The following is a 22,286-nucleotide window of genomic DNA, read 5'->3' as shown; positions in this document are numbered from 1 at the left end:
CGCCAGGCCGCGCGTGGCGGGGGAATGGCGCGACGCATCGCGTGCCGTGTCGGGCAGTCGCGACTTCATATCGTGGTCGAGCTATGGTATAAAGCCGCGCGCTTTCCTGCAAATTCTCCTCGATCGGCCACCTCCGGGCATCTGGCCGAGGCGACATTGAAAGGACTGACGTACATAACCCCAATCCACACACGTTCCGTCACATGGTCCCGGGTGCCGCGCAAGCGGTCGGATCCATGGGGGACGTGGAGGCCCAACCCGATATCCAGGAGATATTCACATGGCGCAAGTCAACATGCGCGATCTGCTCAAGGCAGGCGCACACTTCGGTCACCAGACCAAGTACTGGAATCCGAAGATGTCCAAGTTCATCTTCGGCGCTCGCAACAAGATCCACATCATCAACCTCGAGCACACCCTGCCGGCGCTGAACGAAGCCGTGTCAGTGGTCGAGAAGATGGCTGCCAATGGCAACAAGATCATGTTCGTGGGCACCAAGCGCGCTGCCGGCAAGATCATCAAGGAAGAAGCTCGCAAGGCTGGCCAGCCGTACGTCAACCATCGCTGGTTGGGCGGCATGCTGACCAACTTCAAGACCATCCGTCAGTCCATCAAGCGCCTGCGCGAAATCGAGCAGATGCATGAAGACGGTACCTTCGCGAAGCTGACCAAGAAAGAAGTCCTGATGGCCACTCGTGAGCAGGACAAGCTCGAGCGTTCCATCGGCGGTATCAAGGAAATGGGCGGCCTGCCGGACGCCATGTTCGTGATCGACGTTGACCACGAGCGCATCGCGATCAACGAAGCCAACAAGCTGGGCATCCCGGTCATCGGCGTCGTCGATACCAACTCCAACCCGGACGGCGTGGACTACGTCATCCCGGGTAACGATGACTCCATCCGTGCCATCCAGATCTATGTCCAGGCAATTGCAGGCGCCTGTGGCAAGAACAAGGAAGAAGAGCTGGCCGGTGAGTTCGTCGAAACTGCGGCTGAAGAAGACGCAGCAGAGTGATCCTGGCGGCTTGATCTGACTGTCACACACGCTGCGCTACACTAAGTGCGGCATGGCCTAGCCAAGCGGCAGTCAGGTCAGGCAATGAGGGGGCCACGGCCCCCTCATTTGCGACCGCTCAAGCGGTCGTGACCGAATTCCCGTATTCAAAGACGTCGACACGACAGAGGTTTCATCCCATGGCAGCTATCAGCGCATCTATGGTCAAGGAACTGCGTGAGCGTACTGCGCTCGGCATGATGGAATGCAAGAAGGCTCTTACCGAAGCCGGTGGCGACATCGAGCTCGCGATCGAGAACCTGCGCAAGAACTCCGGCCTGAAGGCCGCCAAGAAAGCTGGCCGTGTGGCCGCTGAAGGCGCCATCGTCATCAAGGTCGCCGACGATGCCAGCTATGGCGTGATGGTCGAAGTCAACTCCGAGACCGACTTCGTCGCTCGCGATGACAACTTCCAGGCCTTCACCAAGCTGATCGCCGACCGCGTGTTCGAGACCAAGAACACCGATATCGCTTCCCTGATGGAAGGCGAGCTGGAAGACACTCGTGGTCAGCTGGTTCAGAAGATCGGTGAGAACATCTCCGTGCGTCGCGCCGAGCTGGTCGAAGCGCCGGCCGGTGGTGTCGTCGGTGGTTACGTCCACGGCGGTCGCATCGCGGCTCTGACCCTGCTGCAGGGCGGCACCGCTGACGCGGCCAAGGACGTCTCCATGCACGTCGCAGCCGTGAACCCGGTCTGTGCACGTCCGGCAGACATGCCGCAGGAACAGATGGACGCCGAGAAGGCCATCATCCTTGCTCAGCCGGACATGGCTGGCAAGCCGGCGGAAATCGCCGAGAAGATGTCCCAGGGCCGTCTGAAGAAGTACCTGGCTGAAAACAGCCTGACCGAACAGCCGTTCGTCAAGGACCCGAACCAGACCGTCGCCGAGTTCGTCAAGGCTGCCGGCGGTGAAGTGGTATCCTTCGTGCGCATGGAAGTCGGTGAAGGTATCGAGAAGGAAGAAGTGGACTTCGCAGCTGAAGTCCGTGAGCAGGCCAGCCGCGCGTAAGGGCTGACTGTTTTCGCTTCTCACGATGGCGTGCGCTTAGTCGCACGCCATCGTGTATCTGGCCCCCGCCTTCGGGCCGCCCCGTCCCCGTATGTCAGTATCAGGAGAAATTCGCATGGCCACCATTTCCGCTGAACGCAATGCCAAGTACAAGCGCATACTGCTCAAGCTTTCCGGTGAGGCCCTGATGGGCGATGGCGAGTTCGGCATCGACCCCAAGGTGCTGGATCGCATGGCGCTGGAAATCGGTCAGCTGGTGGGCATCGGTGTCCAGGTCGGCATCGTGATCGGCGGCGGTAACCTGTTCCGTGGCGCGGCCCTGCAGGAAGCCGGCATGGAACGCGTGACCGGCGACCACATGGGCATGCTGGCCACCGTCATGAACGGTCTGGCGCTGCGTGATGCACTGGAGCGTTCCAACATCCGCTCTCGCGTCATGTCTGCCATCCCGATGAGTGGCGTGGTAGAACATTACGACCGCCGTACCGCGATCCGTTATCTGACCTCGGGTGACGTCGTCATCTTCTCCGCCGGCACCGGCAACCCGTTCTTCACCACGGATTCCGCCGCCTGTCTGCGTGGCATCGAGATCGATGCCGATGCCGTCATCAAGGCGACCAAGGTGGATGGTGTCTACGACAAGGACCCGGTCAAGTTCCCGGATGCCGTGAAGTACGAGAGCCTCAGTTATGACGACGCGCTGGAGCAGAAGCTCGGCGTGATGGATTTGACCGCCATCTGCCTGGTGCGTGACCATGACATGCCGGTACGGGTGTTCAACATGAACAAGGTAGGCGCGCTGCTCAACCTGGTGGTGGGTGGCAAGGAAGGCACGCTGATTGATAGAGGGTAAGATTGTGATCAACGATATCAAGAAAGACGTCGAAGCACGCATGAAGAAGACCATCGAGTCCCTCGGTGCCGCCTTCAGCAAGATTCGTACCGGTCGTGCGCATCCGAGCATTCTCGATGCCGTGACGGTCGACTACTACGGTAGCCAGGTGCCGCTGAATCAGGTGGCCAACATCACCACCGAAGATGCGCGCACCCTGACTGTCGTGCCGTGGGAAAAGCCCATGGTGCCGAAGGTCGAGAAGGCCATCATGACTTCTGACCTGGGTCTCAACCCGTCCACCGCCGGTGACGTGATTCGCGTGCCGATGCCGATGCTGACGGAAGAGACGCGTCGTGGTTACACCAAGCAGGCGCGTGCAGAAGCGGAAAACGCCCGCGTGGCGCTTCGCAATGTGCGTCGTGACGCCAATGGCGACATCAAGAGCCTGCTCAAGGACAAGGACATCTCCGAAGACGATGCACGTCGCGGAGAAGACGAGATCCAGAAGCTGACCGACAAGTATGTGGCGGAAGTCGACAGTGCTCTGGAGCACAAGGAAACTGACCTGATGCAGGTCTGATCGGGTCTGCCGCCGGCACCCTGTCGGCGGCATCCGGTGCTCGTAGCGAGACCCCATGACGTCACCGAATTCCCTCTCCACGCCACGCCATGTGGCGATCATCATGGACGGCAACAACCGCTGGGCGAAATCCCGCGGCTGGGCTGGTATCCGTGGCCATCGTGCCGGTGCCGAGACCGTCCGCAGTACCATCCGTCGCGCTGCCGAGCAGGGCGTCGAGGTACTGACCCTGTTTGCTTTCTCCAGCGAGAACTGGAAGCGTCCGGCCAATGAGGTCAGTGCGCTGATGGAGCTGTTCCTCATGGCGCTCAAGCGTGAGGTCAAGAAGCTTCATCGACACGACATACGCCTCTCCGTGATCGGGGAGCGCAGCCGCTTCTCAAGCTCCATCCAGAAACATATCCGCAGTGCCGAAGAGATGACGCGCGACAATCGCGGCATGCATGTGGTCATCTGCGCCAACTACGGTGGCCGCTGGGACATTGCCGAGGCTGCCCGACGTCTGGCGACGCAGGTCGAGCGAGGCGAGCTCAAGGCCGCGGATATCGACGAGTCCCGCCTCGGGGCCGAGGTCTGTCTGAGTTCGCTCCCGGAAGTGGATCTGTGCATTCGCACCAGTGGCGAGCAGCGTATCTCCAACTTCCTGCTTTGGCAGCTGGCCTACGCCGAGTTCTACTTCTCGCCGGTGCTGTGGCCTGATTTCGACTCGGCGGCCTTCGATGAGGCGCTCGATGCCTATGCCCAGCGTCAACGGCGCTACGGCATGACCAGCGAACAACTCGACGCCGAGGGGCTCTAGTGCTCAAACAACGAATCATCACCGCGCTCATTCTCGCCCCGCTGGCGCTGTGGGGGCTGTTTGGCCTCGACGGTGCCGCCTTTGCGGTCATGACCGGGGGCGTGGTGGCACTGGCCGCCTGGGAATGGGCCAATCTTGCCGGCGTGCGTGCCGGCGCGGCGCGTCTGCTGTTTCCTGCCTGCATGGCGCTGGCGATGCTGCTGGTGTGGTGGGCGGATGCCTCCCAGGCTCGCTGGCCGCTCTATCTGGCGGCGCTGGCATGGGCCGTCAATCTGCGCTGGGTGATGCATTACCCCGAAAAGCGTCAGGAATGGCATGCCACCGGCATGCGACTGGGTGTCGGGGTCCTGGCGCTGTTGCCGACCTGGTTCGGCTTTCTCCAGCTCAAGACCAGCGGTGGCGAGTGGCTGCTGTACGTGCTGCTGATGGTGTGGGCGGCGGATATCGGTGCCTATTTCTCCGGCAAGCGATTCGGCAAGCGCAAGCTGGCGCCACGTGTCAGTCCGGGCAAGTCCTGGGAAGGTGTCTACGGCGGGCTGGTCGCCACCGGATTGCTGGCCACCGGCTATGCGCTGGCAGGGCAGGCCGACTGGCTGCCGCTGCTGCTGGTCACGCTGGGCGTCACTGGCGTCTCGGTGCTGGGAGACCTGCTGGAAAGCATGTTCAAGCGCGAGCGTGAGATGAAGGACTCCAGTCAGCTGTTGCCGGGGCACGGCGGCATCATGGACCGCATCGATAGTCTGACGGCGGCCGTGCCGTTGTTTGCGCTACTGTTGCCCTGGGTGCTGGGAGGTGGTGCGTGATGGCGGGTGACATGTCCTCCAATGCGCCGGTGCAGCGCATCACGATTCTGGGGGCCACCGGCTCCATCGGCTCCAGCACGCTGGATGTGATCTCGCGCCATCCGGAGCGTTATGTGGTGCATGCATTGAGTGCCGCCACGCGCCATGAGGCATTGCTGGAGCTGTGCCTGGTCCATCGACCTCAGGTGGCGGTGATCGCCTCCGCCGAGGCGGCGCTGTGGCTCGGTGAGGCGCTCGAGGGCGTCGAGAGCTACCAGGGCACGCCCATCGAGGTACGTCACGGTGAGCAGGCGCTGGTGGACATCAGCGAGGCCCCCGAGGTCGACAGCGTGATGGCGGCCATCGTGGGTGCTGCCGGGCTGCTGCCGACTCTGGCCGCGGTGCGTGCGGGAAAGCGCGTCCTGCTGGCCAACAAGGAGGCGCTGGTGTGTGCCGGTCAGTTGTTCATGGATGCGGTGAAGCAGCATGGTGCGACGCTGCTGCCCATCGATTCCGAGCACAACGCCATCTTCCAGTGCCTGCCGCCCGAGCATCGCGATGGGCTGGCCCCCATCGGGGTCGAGAAGCTGCTGTTGACTGCCTCGGGTGGCCCGTTCCGTGACGAGGCCGAGTGGCCTGCCGAGCGCCTGGCGACGGTGACGCCGGACGAGGCCTGCGCGCATCCCAACTGGTCGATGGGGCGCAAGATCTCCGTCGACAGTGCCACCCTGATGAACAAGGGGCTGGAACTGATCGAGGCCTGCTGGCTGTTCGCCTGTGGGCCCAACGACATCCAGGTCGTCGTGCATCCCCAGAGTGTCATTCACTCGATGGCGGCTTACAGTGATGGTTCGGTGCTGGCCCAGATGGGCAATCCCGACATGCGCACGCCCATCGCCTACGCGCTGGCCTGGCCGGAGCGCATCGATGCCGGCGTCGAGCCGCTGGATCTTTTCCAGGTGGCGCGACTCGACTTCCGTGCCGCCGATGAGACGCGCTTCCCGTGTCTGCGTCTGGCGCGTGAAGCCATCGCGGCAGGCGGCACCTGGCCTGCAGTGATGAATGCCGCCAATGAGGTGGCAGTGGCAGCCTTCCTCGAGGGCCGCCTGGCCTTCGATCGTATCCCGGTGGTGGTGGAAGCCGTCATGCAGGCTCGCCCGCCCCTGGCGGTGGATGGTCTCGAGGTGATCCTGTCCGAAGATGCCGCGGCACGTGAGTTGGCAGCCGCCCAATTGGCCCTCGTCGGGCCCTGAAATCCTATCTTGCACTGTCTTGTCACTTTCCTTGTGGGCGTGACAGGGCAGGCTGCCCATCTCGGGCACCAATTTCCAGGAGCGCGTGATGGGTGTGATCCAGAATATTCTTGCCGTGATCGTCGTGCTGGGGGTGTTGATCACCATCCATGAGTACGGTCATTTCTGGGTCGCGCGTCGTTGCGGCATCAAGGTGCTGCGCTTCTCCATCGGTTTCGGCAAGCCGTTCTGGTCGTGGACGGACCGCCACGGCACGGAATACGGTGTCGCGGCCATTCCATTGGGCGGCTACGTCAAGATGCTGGATGAGCGCGAGGGGCCAGTCGACCCGTCGGAGCGCCATCTGGCCTTCAATACCAAGTCCGTCTGGAAGCGCATCGCCGTCGTCTCGGCAGGGCCGCTGGCCAATTTCCTGCTGGCGATTCTGGCGTACTGGGCGCTGTTCGTCGCCGGTACCACGACCGTGGTGCCGATGGTCGGAGCGGTGGCGCCGGACTCTCCTGCAGGGCGTGCCGGGCTGACGCCCGATGCGGAAATCGTCGCCATCAATGATCAGCCGACACCAAGCTGGGAGGCGATCAATCTGCGCCTCATCGGCGCGATAGGGGACGACCAGCTGACGATCACCACCCGTGCTCCGGGCGCCAGTGCCTCGCGTGAACAGACACTGGATGTCGAGCGCTTCCTGGTGGATCAGGATCCGCCGCGTCCGCTGGTCACGCTGGGCATCACCGCCTGGCGGCCCCAGCTGCCGGCGGTGCTGGGGCGAGTGCTGGAGGACGGTGCGGCGCAGGCTGCCGGCTTGAAGGCGGGAGACCGTATCGTCAGCATTGATGGCGTGCTGGTGGTGGACTGGATCGACTTCGTCGAGCGTGTGCGCGGTGCGCCGGGCGAAACGCTGTCCGTGCTGGTGGCGCGTGATGGCAAGGAAGAGACGCTGTCACTGACGCCCGCGAGCAATGCGCTCGATGACGGGCGTGTCGTGGGGCAGGTCGGCGCCGGTGTCGAGAATGTCAGCTGGCCGGAAGAGTATCAGCGTGAGCTCAGCTATGGGCCCCTGGCTGCCGTGGGGCAGGCGGTGAGTAAGACCGGCGAGATGACGGTGCTGACGCTGGACTCCATCCGCAAGATGTTGGTGGGCCTGATCGCGCCCTCCAATCTGTCCGGACCGATCACCATCGCGCGGATCGCCGGTGATACGGCTCGCTCCGGGCTTGAAGCCTTCCTGGGCTTCATGGCGTATCTGTCCATCAGTCTCGGGGTATTGAATCTGCTGCCGATTCCGGTGCTGGATGGCGGGCATCTGCTGTTCTATCTGGTCGAGGCGGTGCGCGGCAAGCCACTGTCCGAGAAGGTGCAGAATGCCGGGCTCAGGATCGGCATGGCGCTGGTCGGGTCGTTGATGTTCATGGCGATCTATTTCGACCTCATGCGTCTGTGGTAACCACCAGGATGGCGAAGACGGGGTGCCTCAGGATTGCCTCGCGTTTCCTGCAAGATGAACCAGAGCTGAACTGTCGCCCCTCATGAGGGTCAATTCATTGCACGGGCTGGCCAACATGGCCAACTCCCGTCATCATGCCCACACGACTTCGGCCCCGATTGCCGACCCCCAGGGGTGCTGTCTTGTCAGTAGCCAGGGGTTGTGTATAAGGTGCCTGTTTATCCAAGCGGGCGGAATCCAGAGAAGCGAAGCGACTGCATGAAACTCAAGACCATTGGATTGGCAGCTGCGCTGCTCGGGGCCAGTCAAGGCGCCTTGGCCGCGTCTTTCAAAGTATCCGACATCCGGGTAGAAGGCCTTCAGCGCGTGTCTGCGGGCACCGTGTTCAACGCCTTCCCCGTCTCCGCTGATCAGACCGTCGAGGATGATGATCTGTCCTCCGCGGCGCGCCAGCTGTTCGACACTGGCCTGTTTGATGATATCCGCCTCAAGCGTGATGGCGATGTGTTGATCATCGACGTGGTCGAGCGCCCGACGATCTCCAAGATCGAGATCGACGGCAACTCGCAGATTCCCGACGAGGACCTGCGCAAGGGCCTCAAGGAAGCCGGGCTGGCCGAAGGTCAGGTGTTGCAGCGCTCCACCCTGGAAGAGATGCAGCGTGAGCTGGAGCGCGTCTACCAGGCGCAGGGCCGCTACAGCGCTCGCATCGAGACCTCGGTGGAAACCCTCGAGCGCAACCGTGTTCAGGTCAATATCGACGTCAAGGAAGGTGCGGTCGCCAAGATCCACCAGATCAACATCGTCGGCAACTCCGCCTTCGATGACGAGACCCTGCGTGAACAGCTCGAGCTGGAAGACCGCCCGAGCTGGTTCTTCGGCTGGTTCTCCGACGACGAATACTCGCGCGAGAAGCTGACCGGGGACATCGAGACGCTCAAGTCCTGGTATCTGGATCGTGGTTACGTGAACTTCCAGGTGCGCTCGACCCAGGTGTCCATCTCGCCGGACAAGTCCGAGATCTTCGTCACCATCAATGTCGACGAAGGCAAGCCGTACAAGATCGGTGAGATCGGTTTCGCCGGCGACATCAAGATGAAGGAAGAGCGGGCGCGTGATCTGGTCAAGCTCGCTCCGGATGCCCTCTATTCCCAGCGTGATGTGACGGCTTCTAGCGAGGCCCTGCGTCAGGCATTGGGAGCCGACGGCTTCGCCTTCGCCAAGGTCAACGCCGTGCCTGAGGTCAATGAAGAGAGCGAGACGGTGGATCTGACCTTTGCGGTCGACCCCGGCAAGCGCGCCTACGTGCGTCGCATCAACTTCAAGGGCAATACCACGACGGCGGACGAGGTGCTGCGTCGTGAGATGACCCAGCTCGAGGGTGCGCCTGCCTCGACGGACAAGATCAAGCAATCCAAGCAGAAGCTCGAGCGTCTCGGCTTCTTCAAGCAGGTCGATGTGGACACGCGTCCGGTCGCCGGCGAGCCGGATCAGCTGGACGTCAACTACAACGTCGAGGAACAGCCGTCGGGCTCGATCTCGGCGTCGGTCGGCTTCTCTCAGGGTGACGGGGTCATCTACGGGGTGGGGCTGTCGCAGAAGAACTTCCTGGGCACCGGCAACGAAGTCAACATCAATGCCCAGAAGTCCGATGACTACACCAATGTCAGCTTCGGCTATACCGACCCGTACTGGACACTGGATGGCATCTCGCGTGGCTACAACCTGTTCTACCGCAAGGTGGATTACGACGATGATGACGATGTCGCCAGCTACGCGACCGACAGCTTCGGCGGTGGCATCAACTTCGGTTACCCGATCAACGAACTGTCGCGCCTGAATTTCGGTGCCGGTTACGAGTTCGTGCGCGTCAAGGACTTCGATGACAGCCCCGCCGAGGTCACGCAGTACATCAGTGATGAGGGCGAGGATTTCAACCTCTACAAGCTGACCGCCAGCTGGTCGCGCAACAATCTCAACCGCGGCATCCTGCCCACGGCGGGCAGCTCGCAGCTGCTGTCACTGGAAGTGGCAGTGCCCGGCTCCGATGCGGACTATTACAAGTTCCGCTACAAGGGGCAGAAGCTGTTCGAACTGCATGATGACTGGTCGCTCAAGTTCCGGACCGAACTTGGCTATGCCAATTCGTTCTCCGGCGATACCTACCCGTTCTTCAAGAACTTCTATGCGGGTGGTCTGGGCAGCGTGCGTGGTTACAGCTCCAACACCCTGGGTCAGGCATCCACCGAGGTCGATGACGGTGATGACGATACCCTGGGCGGCAACATCCTGGTCGAGGGCGGGATCGATCTGATCTTCCCGATGCCTTTCATCAAGGACAAGCGCAGCGTCCAGCCGTCGTTCTTCGTGGATGCGGGGAATACCTATCTGACGTCCTGCTACGATGTCGGCTCCAGCTATTCCAGTTCCTGTGAGAGTGGCGTGGACCTCGGCGATCTGAATTACAGCGCCGGTATCGGCCTGTCATGGATCACGCCGGTTGGCCCGCTGACCTTCAGTGTCGCGCAGCCCATCGGTGACGATGACGACGACGACACCGAGATCTTCCAGTTCTCACTGGGCCAGACCTTCTAAGGCGGACATGACGCCACACCGGTGGGCAACCGATGTGGCGTCATGTCCCCGCTGCCGGCGCCGCCGTTCCTGTTCTGGCGTCGGTCACCGAACAACAGGCCTACAAGGAGTTTTATGATGCGTAAATTGACCCGCGCACTGTGTCTGGCAGGCGGCCTCGCAGCCTTTGCGACCCCGATGATGGCCCAGGCCACGGAAGTGGCGGTCATGGACTGGCGCCAGGCGCTGTTGAGCTCCGATGCTGCCCAGCGTTCCATGAATCAGCTCAAGAATCAGCTGGCTGGCAAGCAGGATCAGGCCAAGGCGCTGGCCAAGGAGCTTGAGACCATGCAGAACAAGCTGCAGAAGGATGGTGCGGTGATGTCGGATTCCGAGCGCCAGTCACTGCAGCAGCAACTGCGCCAGAAGGGCGGGCAGTTCCAGCAGCTGCGCGGCCAGGTCCAGCAGCAGCAGCAGCAGGCCGAGCAGGCATTCCTCAAGCAATCCAAGCCCAAGCTGGACAAGGCCATTCAGCAGGTCGTCGACAAGCACGGTGTCGAGCTGCTGGTGGACCGCAGTGCCACGGTCTACAGCAAGGATGGTCTCGACCTGACCGATGAGGTCACCCAGGTCTTCAACTCGCTCAACTGATGTCGTCGCGCGTCACGGCGCGCGATGCCAGCATTGAGCATGCCTACGCGAATGCGAGCCAGCGGCGCCCGACGCCTAGAGACAGCATGAAAAAGCAACAATTCTCCTACACTCTCGAGGATCTGGCTCAGCGGCTGGGTGCTCGACTCGTTGGCGACCCGAACGTTCGGGTCTCTGGTCTGTCGACGCTGGTGGACGCGGCGCCAGGCGATATCGCCTTCCTCGCCAATCGCGCCTACCTCAAGTATCTCGCGGACTCTCAGGCCACGGCGGTGCTGCTGCACGAGAGTCATCTCGACGAGTGCAAGAGCCATGCGCTGGTGCTGGACAATCCTTACCTGGCCTATGCCGAGCTGTCACGGTTGTTCGATCCCATGGCACAGGCACCGCAGGCCAGCGTGCATCCCAGTGCGGTCGTCGATGAGACGGCCACGTTGGGCGCGAATGTCGAGATCGGCCCGCAGGTGGTGGTCGGCCCCGGTGTCAGTATCGGGGATGGCTCCCGTCTCCAGGCCGGGTGCGTCATTGGCGCTGACAGCGTGCTGGGCGAAGGGTGTCTGCTGCATCCCAATGTCACGCTCTATCACGGGGTGGTCATCGGGGCGCGGGCAGTCCTGCACAGTGGCTGCGTGATCGGTGCCGACGGCTTCGGTTTCGCCCACGACGGCAAGGGCTGGCACAAGATCGCCCAGCTGGGTGGCGTGATGATCGGTGATGATGTCGAGGTCGGCAGCTGCACCAGCATTGACCGAGGAGCACTCGGCGACACCATCATCGGCAATGACGTCAAGATCGACTCCCAGGTCCAGATCGCGCACAACGTGCAGATCGGAGATCACTCGGCGCTGGCCGGCTGTGTCGGCATCGCCGGTTCCACCAAGGTGGGTCGCTACTGTCTGATGGGCGGTGGCGTGGGGCTTGCTGGGCATCTGGAAATCTGTGATGGCGTGCAGGTCACCGGCATGAGTCTGGTGACCAATTCCATCACCAAGCCGGGCGTGTACTCGTCGGGTACCGGGGCGATGGACAATGGCCTGTGGCGCCGCAATGCCGTGCGTTTCAAGCAGCTGGATCAGCTCGCACGACGTCTGAACCAGGTCGAGAAGGACTTGAAGGACAGGTAGCGCTGCTCTGGCACCGCGGCAGGTGCCAGCAGGCGTTGTCCATGAGGCAGTGGTCGCCGGTCATGTGCCTTGTGCCGAGCGCCTGTCCAGGCAGGTCATCTCGTCAGCCCGGCGACTCTGGGCAATGAGCGGCTGCCAGTCGCGCGCAAGGACGCTATAATGCGCGCCATTGCCAGAACGGCGGTCCGGACCGTCATTACATGCCTGCCCGAGTGCGGCAGGCATTTCGTTATTTCAGAGGTTGCAAGCCAATGGTTATGGACGTCAACGAGATCCGTGAGTATCTCCCGCACCGCTATCCTTTCCTGCTGATCGATCGGGTCATGGAACTGTCCCTTGGCGAGTTCATCGTCGCGCGCAAGAATGTGAGCATCAATGAGCCGTTCTTCAATGGCCACTTCCCGGGACACCCGATCATGCCGGGTGTGCTGATCGTTGAGGCCATGGCTCAGGCGGCAGGTATTCTGGGTTTCAAGACGGTCGACAAGCGTCCTGCCGATGGTTACATCTATTACCTCGTGGGCAGTGACAACGTGCGCTTCAAGCGTCCGGTCATGCCGGGCGACCAGCTCGAGATCAGCGCCCGCGTGCTGCGCGAGAAGCGTGGTATCTGGAAGTTCGCCTGTCAGGCCAAGGTCGACGGTGACGTGGTCTGTGAAGCCGAAATCATCTGTGCCGAGAGGAAGGTCGCTTGATACATCCTACTGCCATTGTCGATCCCGGCGCCCGCCTGGCCGACGATGTCGAGGTCGGTCCGTTTTGCGTGATCGGTGCCGACGTCGAGATCGGCGCTGGCACGGTGGTGGGGCCGCACGTCGTCATCAAGGGTACGACGGTCATCGGTGAGCGTAACCGCATCTTCCAGTTCGCCTCGGTCGGTGAGGATTGCCAGGACAAGAAGTACGCCGGTGAGCCGACACGCCTGGAGATCGGGGATGACAACGTCATTCGCGAGGGTGTGACCCTGCACCGGGGTACCGTCCAGGATGCCAGCCTGACACGCATCGGCAGTCGCAACCTGTTCATGGCCTACTCGCACGTGGGCCATGATTGCATCATCGGGGATGACTGCATCATGGCCAATCAGGCGACGCTGGGGGGGCATGTCCATCTGGGCAATCACGTCATTCTTGGCGGACTGTCGGCGGTGCACCAGTTCTGTCATGTCGGCGAGCACGCCATGGCGGGCGGTGGCTCCATCATCACCAAGGACATCGCGGCCTTCGTGATGGTCAATGGGCACCCTGCCGAGGCGCATGGCCTCAACAGCGTCGGCCTCAAGCGCCGTGGTTTCAGTCGCGAGACCATCTCCGCCCTGAACGCGGCCTACAAGACGGTCTTCCGTCAGGGGCTGACACTGGCGCAGGCACTCGAGAAGCTGGAAGGTGAGCCGCCTCTCGCCGAGCGCGATGTCTTCATCGCCTCGCTCAAGGCGTCCACTCGTGGCCTGACACGCTGAGCATGCGCATCTACCTGGTAGCCGGAGAGCTCTCCGGTGACATCCTCGGTGCCAGCTTGATGCGCGCGCTCAAGGCGCGTCATCCCGATGTCGAGTTTCGTGGCATCGGGGGGCCGCGCATGCAGGCCGAAGGCTTCGACAGCCTCTATCCGCTGGAAACTCTCTCCATCATGGGGCTGGTCGAGGTGCTCAAGCATCTGCCGGAGTTGATCAAGGTGCGTCGCCATCTGTTGCGCGACGCGCTTGAGTGGCAGCCTGACGTGATGATCGGTATCGATGCTCCCGACTTCAATCTGGGGCTCGAGCTGCGCCTGCGCAAGCGGGGCATCACCACGGCGCACTATGTCAGTCCCTCCGTCTGGGCCTGGCGTCAGGGCAGGGTGAAGACCATCCGCCGTGCCGTCGATCGCATGCTGACCTTCCTGCCCTTCGAGGCGGCCTTCTATCGCGAACATCAGGTGCCGGTGACCTTCGTCGGCCATCCGCTGGCGGATGAGTTGCCGCTCGAGGATGATCGCGATGCTGCTCGCCTGCAGCTGGGGATTGCCCCCGACGTGCAGTTGCTGGCGGTGTTGCCGGGATCCCGTGGCAACGAGATCCGTTTCCTCGGCGAGACCTTCCTGGCCTCCATTGAGCGCCTTTGCCAGCGTTACCCTGCGCTTGAAGTGGTGATTCCGGCCGCCACGCCGCTGCGGCGTAGCGAGCTTGAGTCACTGATGCAGGGGCGCGAGGCGCTGGATCGCAGTCGCATTCACCTCATCGATGGCCAGTCGCGTGAAGCGATGACTGCCGCCGATGCCGTGCTGCTGGCCTCCGGTACGGCAGCGCTCGAATGTCTGCTGTGTCATCGTCCGATGGTGGTGGCCTATCGCATGGCGCCGATGACCCACCGCATCGCACGGCACATGGTCAAGACCGATTGGATTTCGCTGCCCAACCTGATTGCCCGCGAGACATTGGTGCCGGAGCTGATCCAGGACGCAGCCACGCCGGAGTCCATCGAGGAAAGCCTCGCTCCCTTGCTGTCGCGTGCCGCCGGCGATGTCTGTCGCCAGCGTGAGCTGCGTGAGCGCTTCGTCGCCATGCATCGTGAGTTGACCTGTGATGCCAGCGCCGCGGCCGCCATTGCCATCGGTGAGCTGGCGGGGCGCTGATCACGGCCGCCCGAGATGCCTTTACTGACTGATACCCCCTGATCGGCAGGCCGCAACAGTGGTCTGTCGGTTGTCTGACGCCCCGAGATACCATGACCGATTCTGCCGATCGACCCGCCGCTCTGCCCGCCAGTCGCAAGCGCAAACCTGCCGATGATTTCCCGGCGCTGGTGATCCCCTATCACGGGGAGCTGCTGGCAGGTATCGATGAGGTCGGGCGTGGACCGCTGGTCGGGCCCGTGGTGGCGGCAGCGGTGATTCTTGACCCGAATGACCCTATCGAGGGCATCACCGACTCCAAGAAACTCAGCGAGAAGAAGCGCCTGGCACTGTACGAGCAGATTCGTGCGCGTGCCTGGGCCTGGGCGATCGCCGAGGCCACCAGTGAAGAGATCGATGAGCTGAACATCTATCAGGCCACGCACCTTGCTATGCGGCGTGCTGTCGATGCCCTGGGCGTACGCCCGGAATATCTGCTGGTGGATGGCAACCGCTTGCCGGGGCACGAGATTCCCGGCATGGCAGTGGTGAAGGGCGACCTGCGCCACGCCGCCATCGGCGCGGCTTCCATACTGGCCAAGGTATACCGCGATGCCCAGATGGCAGCGCTGGATGCCTGCTTCCCCGCCTACGGTTTCGCGCGTCACAAGGGCTACCCGACCCGCGAGCATCAGGCTGCCATCGAGACGCATGGCATCCTTACCCTGCATCGCAAGAGCTTCGGGCCGGTCAAGCGGCTTTACATGGCCGGGCATGTGCCGCAGGCCGTGCCGGAAGATGCATTGATCGCGCTGCCAGCCCCGGTTGAGCCAACCGCTGAGCCGGACAAGGCTGTCGAGTCATCAGAGCAATCGTCGGGGCCGTCAGAGCAGGAAGCGGCCCTGGCGACGAGTGAGCCGAGCCAGTCTCCCGCTGCAAAAAAGCCGCCAGCCGTGGTCTGACTGATGCCAGTGAGACCACGGCATCCCCGTCAGTCGAGGTCGTCCTGACAGGCGAGGCGTCTTCAGACGCTGCCCCCGACGCGCTATCCTTGGCAGCGGAGTCCCCGCCTTCAGCGTCCGAGGCGCCGGCAGCGTCAGCGCGGCCATCGTCACCCGCCGCGACTGAATCCTTTACCGTCACGCAGACTTCACGAGCCGATTCCATGACCACGCCCTTTGTTCACCTGCGCGTTCACACCGAGTTCTCTCTCGTCGATGGTCTGCCCGGTGTCAAGCCGCTGATCAAGGCGACCGCCACGGCAGGCCAGCCGGCTGTCGCGGTCACCGACGAGGCCAACCTGTTCGGGCTGGTCAAGTTCTACTCCAATGCCCGAGGGGCCGGGATCAAGCCGATCATCGGTTCCGATCTGTGGATGACCAATCCGCAGGACGTCACGCGTCCCTACCGCATCACGCTGCTGGCGATGAATGACATCGGCTATCGCCATCTGACCGAGCTGATCTCGCGTGGTTGGACCGACGGCCAGAAGCAGGGGCGTGCCTATCTCGAGAAGCAGTGGATCTTCGAGCAGGCCGAGGGGCTGATCGTGCTGTCCGGGGGTCGCGAGGGCGAGATCGGGCGTCATCTGCTCTCGGATCACGAAGACACCGCACGGACCCTACTGAGCGAATGGAAGGCGGTCTTCGGGGATCGCTTCTATCTGGAGCTGACCCGTACCCAGCGCCAGTACGAGGAAGAGTGCCTGCACCTGTCGGTGACGTTGGCGGAGGCGACCGATACTCCGGTGGTCGCCACCAATGACGTGCGCTTCCTCAAGCGTGAGGACTACTGGGCCCACGAGACGCGCGTGGCCATCGGGGAAGGCAAGGCGCTGGATGACCCGCGCCGCGAGACCCGCTACAGCGATGAGCAGTACCTGAAGACCGCCGAGGAAATGCACGAGCTGTTCGCCGACATTCCCGAAGCGCTCGAGAACAGCGTGCTGATCGCGGCGCGCTGTTCCGTGACGGTTCAGCTGGGGACCTACTTCCTGCCCGAGTTCCCGGTGCCGGAAGGCATGACGATGGATGAGTTCTTCCGCAAGGTTTCCCATGATGGCCTGACGGAACGCCTCGAGAAGCTCTATCCGCGCGACAGGCATCCCCGCGACAGCGAAGCCTGGGCTGACACCGAACAGCGCTATCGTTCCCGCCTGGACTTCGAGCTCGACATCATCCTGCAGATGGGCTTCCCCGGGTACTTCCTGATCGTCATGGACTTCATCCAGTGGGGCAAGGACAACGGCGTGCCGGTCGGCCCGGGGCGTGGTTCCGGTGCCGGCTCACTGGTGGCCTATGCCCAGAAGATCACCGATCTGGATCCGCTGGAATACGACCTGCTGTTCGAGCGCTTCCTGAACCCGGAACGTGTCTCCATGCCCGACTTCGACGTCGACTTCTGCATGGAGAAGCGCGATCGCGTCATCGATTACGTGGCCGAGCGCTACGGTCGCAATGCGGTCTCGCAGATCGTCACCTTCGGCACCATGGCCGCCAAGGCGGTGGTGCGTGACGTGGCGCGTGCCCAGGGGCGTCCCTACTCGCTGGGAGACAAGCTCTCCAAGCTGATTCCCTTTGAAGTCGGCATGACGCTGGAGAAGGCCATCGAGCAGGAGCCTCAGCTCAAGGAATTCATCGAGAACGATGAAGAGGCCCAGGAAATCTGGGAGATGGCGCTCAAGCTCGAGGGCACCACCCGCGGTACCGGCAAGCACGCCGGGGGCGTGGTGATCGCTCCCACCAAGCTGACCGATTTCTCGCCGCTGCTGTGTGAAGAGGATGGCAGCGGTCTGGTGGTGCAGTTCGACAAGAACGATGTCGAGGAAGCCGGGCTGGTCAAGTTCGACTTCCTGGGGCTGCGTACCCTGACCATCATCGACTGGGCGACCGAGATGGTCGACAAGGTCCGTGAGCGTGAAGGGCTGCCGCCGCTTGAGATCGATGACATTCCGCTGGATGACGCCAAGACCTTCGACATGCTGCAGAAGGCGGAGACGACGGCGGTCTTCCAGCTGGAATCCCGCGGCATGAAGGAGCTGATCAAGAAGCTCAAGCCCGACTGCCTGGAAGACATGATCGCCCTGGTGGCCCTGTTCCGCCCGGGCCCGCTGCAGTCCGGCATGGTGGATGACTTCATCAACCGCAAGCACGGTCGCTCCGAAGTGTCTTATCCACACCCGGATTATCAGCACGAGCTGCTCAAGCCGGTACTGGAGCCGACCTACGGCATCATCCTGTACCAGGAGCAGGTCATGCAGATCGCGCAGGTGCTGGCCGGCTACACGCTGGGCCAGGCCGACATGCTGCGCCGCGCGATGGGCAAGAAGAAGCCGGAAGAGATGGCCAAGCAGCGTGCCGGCTTCATGGAAGGGTGTGCCGAGAAGGGCATCGACAAGGACCTGGCGGGCAACATCTTCGACCTGGTGGAAAAGTTCGCCGGTTACGGCTTCAACAAGTCCCACTCGGCGGCCTATGGTCTCGTCTCCTACCAGACGGGCTGGCTGAAGGCGCACTATCCGGGGCCGTTCATGGCCGCGGTGATCTCGACCGAGATGCAGACCATCGAGAAGGTGGTACCGCTGATCGAGGAATGCCGCCATATCGGCCTGACGGTCACGCCACCGGACGTCAACATCGGTGGCTACAAGTTCACCGTCGACCTCGAAGGGCGCGTCGTCTACGGGCTGGGCGCGATCCGTGGCGTGGGCGAGGGCCCGATCGAGGCGATCGTCAGCGCACGTGCCGAGGGTGGGCCGTTCAGCGACATCTTCGACTTCTGCAAGCGCATCGATGCTAAGAAGATCAACAAGCGCACCCTGGAGGCGTTGATCCGCTCCGGGGCGCTGGACAACATCGGCCCGTCCCGTGCGGTGCTGATGCTGGCGGTGGAGGATGCGCTCAAGGCCGCCTCCCAGAATCATGCCAACAACGATGTCGGCATCACCGACATGTTCGGCGATGCCTTCAGCGAGCCGGAAACGGATGTCTACGCCGGCTATCGCAAGGCGCGTGAGTGGACCGACAAGGAGCGCCTCACCGGCGAGAAGGACACCCTGGGGCTCTATCTGACCGGCCATCCCATCGATGAATACGAAGGTGAGCTCAAGCGCTTCATCAATGCGCGCATCAGCGACCTGAAACCGTCGCGGGAGCCGCAGCGCATCGCCGGGCTGGTGATCGCCATGCGCACCATGAAGTCCAAGCGTGGCGATACCATGGCCTTCGTGACCCTGGATGATCGCACCGGACGCATCGAGGCCTCGATGTTCGGCGAACTCTACGATCAGGTACGCAACAAGCTGGTACCTGACAGCGTGGTGATCGTCGAGGGGGAGGTCAGTCAGGATGATTATTCCGGCGGCCTGCGCCTGCGTGGCAAGGATGTCACGCCGATCATCGATGCGCGGGCGCGTTTCGGTGAGGCCGTCGAGATGAGCATCGCCGCCGAGGATATCGGCGGACGCTTCACCCAGCAGTTGTCCACGCTGTTGACGCCGCACCTGGCCAGCGAAGGCCTGCCGATGCGGCTACGCTATCGCAATGCCGCCGCGGAGGCCTGGCTGGAGCTTGGTGACCAATGGCGCGTCGCCCCCAGCGATGAACTGCTGATCCAGCTGGGTGAGGTGGAAGGCCAGCGCGGCGTGCGACTCAAGTACCGTGAGTGATTGTTGATCAAGGGGAAGGGACGCCATCCCTTCCCCTTGATGATGCAAGTGAAACCAGGTGGTGAAGGGCGTGGGGGAGAGGCAATCCCGCGCCGAACGGGCGGGCAAGGTTTGCACCTGTCGAACAGGGTGCGATAATGCCCCCCTATCTTTTCCGTACCCAATTCCATGCCGACTGTGACCGCCGTGAGCCACAGATCGCCTGAGCGCTTGCTCAGGGGGAGTGACCCGGCCGACTCGCTTTCCTGGCTGCCCGAGACGACGAACGAAACGCCTTATGAATCCCAATTATCTGGACTTTGAACAGCCGATCGCCGAGCTGCAGGCCAAGATCGAGGAACTCCGTCTGGTCGGTAACGACTCCCAGGTCAACCTGTCTGACGAGATCGCTCGTCTGCAGGACAAGAGCACCAAGCTCACCGAGTCCATCTTCAAGGACCTCGGTGCCTGGCAGGTATCTCAGCTGGCGCGTCATCCGCAGCGTCCGTATACCCTCGACTACCTCGAGAACCTGTTCACGGATTTCGATGAGCTGCACGGCGACCGTCACTACGCGGACGATGAAGCCCTGGTCGGTGGCATCGCGCGTCTCGACGACAAGCCGGTGATGGTGATCGGTCACCAGAAAGGCCGTGACGTGAAGGAAAAGGTGCGTCGCAACTTCGGCATGCCGCGTCCGGAAGGCTACCGCAAGGCCTGCCGTCTGATGGAGATGGCCGAGCGCTTCAAGATGCCGATCCTGACCTTCATCGACACCCCGGGTGCCTATCCGGGCATCGGTGCCGAGGAGCGCGGTCAGTCCGAGGCCATCGCCTACAATCTGGCAGTGATGTCGCGTCTCAAGACCCCGATCATCTCCACCGTCATCGGTGAGGGTGGTTCCGGTGGTGCACTGGCCATCGGCGTGTGTGACGAGCTCAACATGCTGCAGTACTCCACCTACTCGGTGATCTCGCCGGAAGGGTGTGCCTCCATCCTGTGGAAGAGCGCAGAGCGTGCCGCCGATGCCGCTGATGCCATGGGCATCACGGCCTCGCGCCTCAAGGAGCTGGGCTTCGTCGACAACCTGATCAAGGAGCCGCTGGGTGGCGCGCACCGCAACCCGCAAGCTGCTGCCGACAGCATCAAGGCCGCGCTGGGTGAAGGCCTGGAGCGTCTTGGCGCGCTGGATACCGACGCCCTGCTGGAGCGTCGTTACCAGCGCCTGATGAGCTACGGCGCACCGGCATGATCTCTGCACATCACGCTTGATGCGCATGCAGTTCACGCCTGAGTGACCAGGACGCCTCCGGAATCTTCCGGGGGCGTCCTTGCGTTCAGGGTCGCTTTTTCTCCGCTCACTCCATCCATCTGCTTTCGCGACGGGAGCCCGGCATGTCTCTGTCTTCTTCACTGGACTCGATGTCCTCGTCTCCGCAGTCTCTTGGCGAGATGGCGGAATCGCGTGCACTCGTTGCCGTCCGTGCGGCGTTGGCAGCAACGGATTCACGGCACACGGTATGGATCGCACTCTCGGGCGGACTGGATTCGGTGATGCTGGCGAGGCTGGTGGCGCGAGCGGCGCAGGAGTGCCCACGGCGACTGCGGCTGGTGCATGTGCACCATGGCCTGCAGGCGGCCAATGATGATTTCGAGCGTCTGGCGCGCAGGCTGGCCTCGCGGTTGGGGCTGCCGTTGAGTGTGCGCCATCTGGCGCTGGATGAGGCCGCATTCAAGTCGCGAGGCGTGGAGGCTGCCGCACGTGAGGCGCGGCTGGCGGCACTGACGGCCTGTCTGGCGGCGGGCGATAGCCTGTGGCTGGCGCAGCATCAGGATGATCAGGCCGAGACACTATTGCTCAACGCGCTGCGCGGCAGTGGCGGGCGCGGGCTGGCGGCCATGCCGCCTGAGCGGGCGCTGACCGTGGGCAACTCGCCCACTGGGCGAGATCTGCCCCCCCATGCGCGTGCACGACTGGTACGCCCGCTGCTGGATGTCTCTCGCCGTGATCTTGAGACTCTGGCGAGTCAGCAGGGGCTGTGTGTCTCGCGAGACTGGTGCGAGGACCCCAGCAATCTCAGTCAGCGTTTCGATCGCAATTATCTGCGTCACACGGTGCTGCCGGCACTCGAAGGGCGTTGGCCACAGGCTGCGGGCAGCCTTGCGCGCTCGGCGCAGCAGCTCCAGGAAGAGCAGTCATTGCTGGATGAGCTGGCGGCCGAGCTGCTGGCGAAGGTACGGCTGTCAGGCGCGGAGCGCGTCACGCCGGGGCAGGAGCTGGAGCAAGGGCAGGAGCAAGAGCAAGAGGTGCAGCTGTCGCTGGCACGTCTGGGCGAGTTGAGTGAGCCACGCCAGCGTCTGGTGTTGCGTCACCTGTGCCAATCACGCGGCTGGCCGGTGCCGCCGCGCGGGCGCCTGGCCAGTCTGCAGCAGTGGATCGCCACGCCGCCGGACTCGGTGGCGGAGGTGCGCTGGCACAGTCCGGTCTCAAGTCTGGTGGTGCGCCTCTGGCGCGATCAGCTGTGGTGGCAGGCGAGTGATACCGTTACAAGGCATGGTCTTGGTGATGGGGTCAGTGACTGCCAACGGCGTGAACTGGATGATCGGGCGAGACAGAGCTGGCAGGCATTGGCCGCGCAGGAGGACGAAGTCGTGATCGGTCAGCGTCAGCCGGGTGATGTCATGCGTCTGGCTGACAGGGGCCGGCGGGACCTCAAGCGCCTGCTGCAGGAAGCCGACATCCCACCCTGGCAGCGCCACCAGCTGCGGGTAGCGCGACGTGCCCGCGATCAAGCCATCGTGGCGCTATGGCATCCCGCGTGCGGGTGGTGGTTGCGAGCGAAGCCGAGTGGCTGACTGTGGGCCTCAGAAGTCGGCCCCGGGAGTCAGTCTCGACAGAGAGTCTCACGGGGCCCTGGGCGTAGTGGCGGGACAGCACGAGGC

At 62.9% G+C, this 22,286-nt stretch carries 17 protein-coding genes and 1 pseudogene; all 18 read left to right on the top strand.

What is annotated here, in order from left to right:
• The first annotated feature begins 280 nt into the window (after window positions 1-280).
• The 18 genes and pseudogenes from rpsB to tilS all read left to right on the top strand — a co-directional run bounded on the left by rpsB (window position 281) and on the right by tilS (window position 22,199).
• Complete coding sequence (gene rpsB / locus AC26AR_RS15090) at window positions 281-1,015, top strand: 30S ribosomal protein S2 (RefSeq protein WP_065392491.1); 735 nt, start codon at window positions 281-283, stop codon at window positions 1,013-1,015.
• 179 nt (window positions 1,016-1,194) lie between these two features.
• A complete protein-coding gene (tsf, locus tag AC26AR_RS15085; RefSeq protein ID WP_065392492.1) occupies window positions 1,195-2,064 on the top strand; it encodes a translation elongation factor Ts in 870 nt (289 codons plus the stop codon).
• 115 nt (window positions 2,065-2,179) lie between these two features.
• Entirely contained in the window at window positions 2,180-2,917 is a 738-nt protein-coding gene (gene pyrH / locus AC26AR_RS15080) for a UMP kinase (RefSeq protein WP_240499639.1), read from the top strand.
• 4 nt (window positions 2,918-2,921) lie between these two features.
• The gene (frr, locus tag AC26AR_RS15075; protein WP_077377825.1) at window positions 2,922-3,479 is read left to right on the top strand and encodes a ribosome recycling factor; all 558 of its coding nucleotides are present in this window, start codon (window positions 2,922-2,924) and stop codon (window positions 3,477-3,479) included.
• Window positions 3,480-3,534: 55 nt separating this feature from the next.
• Window positions 3,535-4,278 carry a polyprenyl diphosphate synthase gene (gene uppS / locus AC26AR_RS15070; RefSeq protein WP_084207816.1) on the top strand — a complete coding sequence of 248 codons (744 nt, stop codon included), beginning with the start codon at window positions 3,535-3,537 and terminating at the stop codon, window positions 4,276-4,278.
• Window positions 4,278-5,081, top strand: a complete 804-nt coding sequence (locus tag AC26AR_RS15065) for a phosphatidate cytidylyltransferase (protein WP_084207817.1) — start codon at window positions 4,278-4,280, stop codon at window positions 5,079-5,081. Before uppS ends, AC26AR_RS15065 begins: the two co-directional genes overlap by 1 nt.
• Before the next feature lie 11 nt (window positions 5,082-5,092).
• Window positions 5,093-6,313, top strand: a complete 1,221-nt coding sequence (gene ispC, locus AC26AR_RS15060; protein WP_279855992.1) for a 1-deoxy-D-xylulose-5-phosphate reductoisomerase — start codon at window positions 5,093-5,095, stop codon at window positions 6,311-6,313.
• An 88-nt stretch (window positions 6,314-6,401) separates the two neighbouring features.
• Entirely contained in the window at window positions 6,402-7,757 is a 1,356-nt protein-coding gene (gene rseP / locus AC26AR_RS15055) for a sigma E protease regulator RseP (RefSeq protein ID WP_084207818.1), read from the top strand.
• 258 nt (window positions 7,758-8,015) lie between these two features.
• Window positions 8,016-10,352, top strand: coding sequence for an outer membrane protein assembly factor BamA (gene bamA, locus AC26AR_RS15050; RefSeq protein ID WP_271303221.1), 2,337 nt, complete (start codon window positions 8,016-8,018; stop codon window positions 10,350-10,352).
• A gap of 117 nt (window positions 10,353-10,469) precedes the next feature.
• Complete coding sequence (locus tag AC26AR_RS15045; RefSeq protein WP_077377836.1) at window positions 10,470-10,982, top strand: OmpH/Skp family outer membrane protein; 513 nt, start codon at window positions 10,470-10,472, stop codon at window positions 10,980-10,982.
• 86 nt (window positions 10,983-11,068) lie between these two features.
• Window positions 11,069-12,106, top strand: coding sequence for a UDP-3-O-(3-hydroxymyristoyl)glucosamine N-acyltransferase (gene lpxD, locus AC26AR_RS15040; RefSeq protein ID WP_077378183.1), 1,038 nt, complete (start codon window positions 11,069-11,071; stop codon window positions 12,104-12,106).
• 251 nt (window positions 12,107-12,357) lie between these two features.
• The gene (fabZ, locus tag AC26AR_RS15035; protein ID WP_077377839.1) at window positions 12,358-12,801 is read left to right on the top strand and encodes a 3-hydroxyacyl-ACP dehydratase FabZ; all 444 of its coding nucleotides are present in this window, start codon (window positions 12,358-12,360) and stop codon (window positions 12,799-12,801) included.
• A complete protein-coding gene (gene lpxA / locus AC26AR_RS15030) occupies window positions 12,798-13,565 on the top strand; it encodes an acyl-ACP--UDP-N-acetylglucosamine O-acyltransferase (protein WP_077377842.1) in 768 nt (255 codons plus the stop codon). The genes fabZ and lpxA overlap by 4 nt, the downstream gene beginning before the upstream one ends.
• A 2-nt stretch (window positions 13,566-13,567) precedes the next feature.
• Complete coding sequence (gene lpxB / locus AC26AR_RS15025; protein ID WP_191237715.1) at window positions 13,568-14,719, top strand: lipid-A-disaccharide synthase; 1,152 nt, start codon at window positions 13,568-13,570, stop codon at window positions 14,717-14,719.
• A 92-nt stretch (window positions 14,720-14,811) separates the two neighbouring features.
• A pseudogene (gene rnhB / locus AC26AR_RS15020) lies at window positions 14,812-15,456 on the top strand (ribonuclease HII); the annotation flags it as partial.
• A gap of 407 nt (window positions 15,457-15,863) precedes the next feature.
• Window positions 15,864-19,364 (top strand): DNA polymerase III subunit alpha, encoded by a 3,501-nt coding sequence (dnaE, locus tag AC26AR_RS15015; protein WP_488107277.1) that lies wholly within the window; start codon window positions 15,864-15,866, stop codon window positions 19,362-19,364.
• A 277-nt stretch (window positions 19,365-19,641) separates the two neighbouring features.
• The gene (gene accA, locus AC26AR_RS15010) at window positions 19,642-20,595 is read left to right on the top strand and encodes an acetyl-CoA carboxylase carboxyl transferase subunit alpha (RefSeq protein WP_084207821.1); all 954 of its coding nucleotides are present in this window, start codon (window positions 19,642-19,644) and stop codon (window positions 20,593-20,595) included.
• 143 nt (window positions 20,596-20,738) lie between these two features.
• The gene (gene tilS / locus AC26AR_RS15005; protein ID WP_488107276.1) at window positions 20,739-22,199 is read left to right on the top strand and encodes a tRNA lysidine(34) synthetase TilS; all 1,461 of its coding nucleotides are present in this window, start codon (window positions 20,739-20,741) and stop codon (window positions 22,197-22,199) included.
• Window positions 22,200-22,286: the final 87 nt, after the last annotated feature.

Source organism: Cobetia sp. PS-4MA (assembly GCF_057670765.1).
Note: the sequence above shows the minus strand (reverse complement) of the source record. Positions and strands in the feature narration are given on the sequence as shown.

What these genes read in the sequence shown, in the direction of transcription:
- rpsB (WP_065392491.1), top strand. Translation starts at nt 281, where the DNA reads ATGGCGCAAGTCAACATGCGCGATCTGCTCAAGGCAGGCGCACACTTC.
- tsf (WP_065392492.1), top strand. Translation starts at nt 1,195, where the DNA reads ATGGCAGCTATCAGCGCATCTATGGTCAAGGAACTGCGTGAGCGTACT.
- pyrH (WP_240499639.1), top strand. Translation starts at nt 2,180, where the DNA reads ATGGCCACCATTTCCGCTGAACGCAATGCCAAGTACAAGCGCATACTG.
- uppS (WP_084207816.1), top strand. Translation starts at nt 3,535, where the DNA reads ATGACGTCACCGAATTCCCTCTCCACGCCACGCCATGTGGCGATCATC.
- ispC (WP_279855992.1), top strand. Translation starts at nt 5,093, where the DNA reads ATGTCCTCCAATGCGCCGGTGCAGCGCATCACGATTCTGGGGGCCACC.
- rseP (WP_084207818.1), top strand. Translation starts at nt 6,402, where the DNA reads ATGGGTGTGATCCAGAATATTCTTGCCGTGATCGTCGTGCTGGGGGTG.
- bamA (WP_271303221.1), top strand. Translation starts at nt 8,016, where the DNA reads ATGAAACTCAAGACCATTGGATTGGCAGCTGCGCTGCTCGGGGCCAGT.
- AC26AR_RS15045 (WP_077377836.1), top strand. Translation starts at nt 10,470, where the DNA reads ATGCGTAAATTGACCCGCGCACTGTGTCTGGCAGGCGGCCTCGCAGCC.
- lpxD (WP_077378183.1), top strand. Translation starts at nt 11,069, where the DNA reads ATGAAAAAGCAACAATTCTCCTACACTCTCGAGGATCTGGCTCAGCGG.
- fabZ (WP_077377839.1), top strand. Translation starts at nt 12,358, where the DNA reads ATGGTTATGGACGTCAACGAGATCCGTGAGTATCTCCCGCACCGCTAT.
- lpxB (WP_191237715.1), top strand. Translation starts at nt 13,568, where the DNA reads ATGCGCATCTACCTGGTAGCCGGAGAGCTCTCCGGTGACATCCTCGGT.
- dnaE (WP_488107277.1), top strand. Translation starts at nt 15,864, where the DNA reads ATGACCACGCCCTTTGTTCACCTGCGCGTTCACACCGAGTTCTCTCTC.
- accA (WP_084207821.1), top strand. Translation starts at nt 19,642, where the DNA reads ATGAATCCCAATTATCTGGACTTTGAACAGCCGATCGCCGAGCTGCAG.
- tilS (WP_488107276.1), top strand. Translation starts at nt 20,739, where the DNA reads ATGTCTCTGTCTTCTTCACTGGACTCGATGTCCTCGTCTCCGCAGTCT.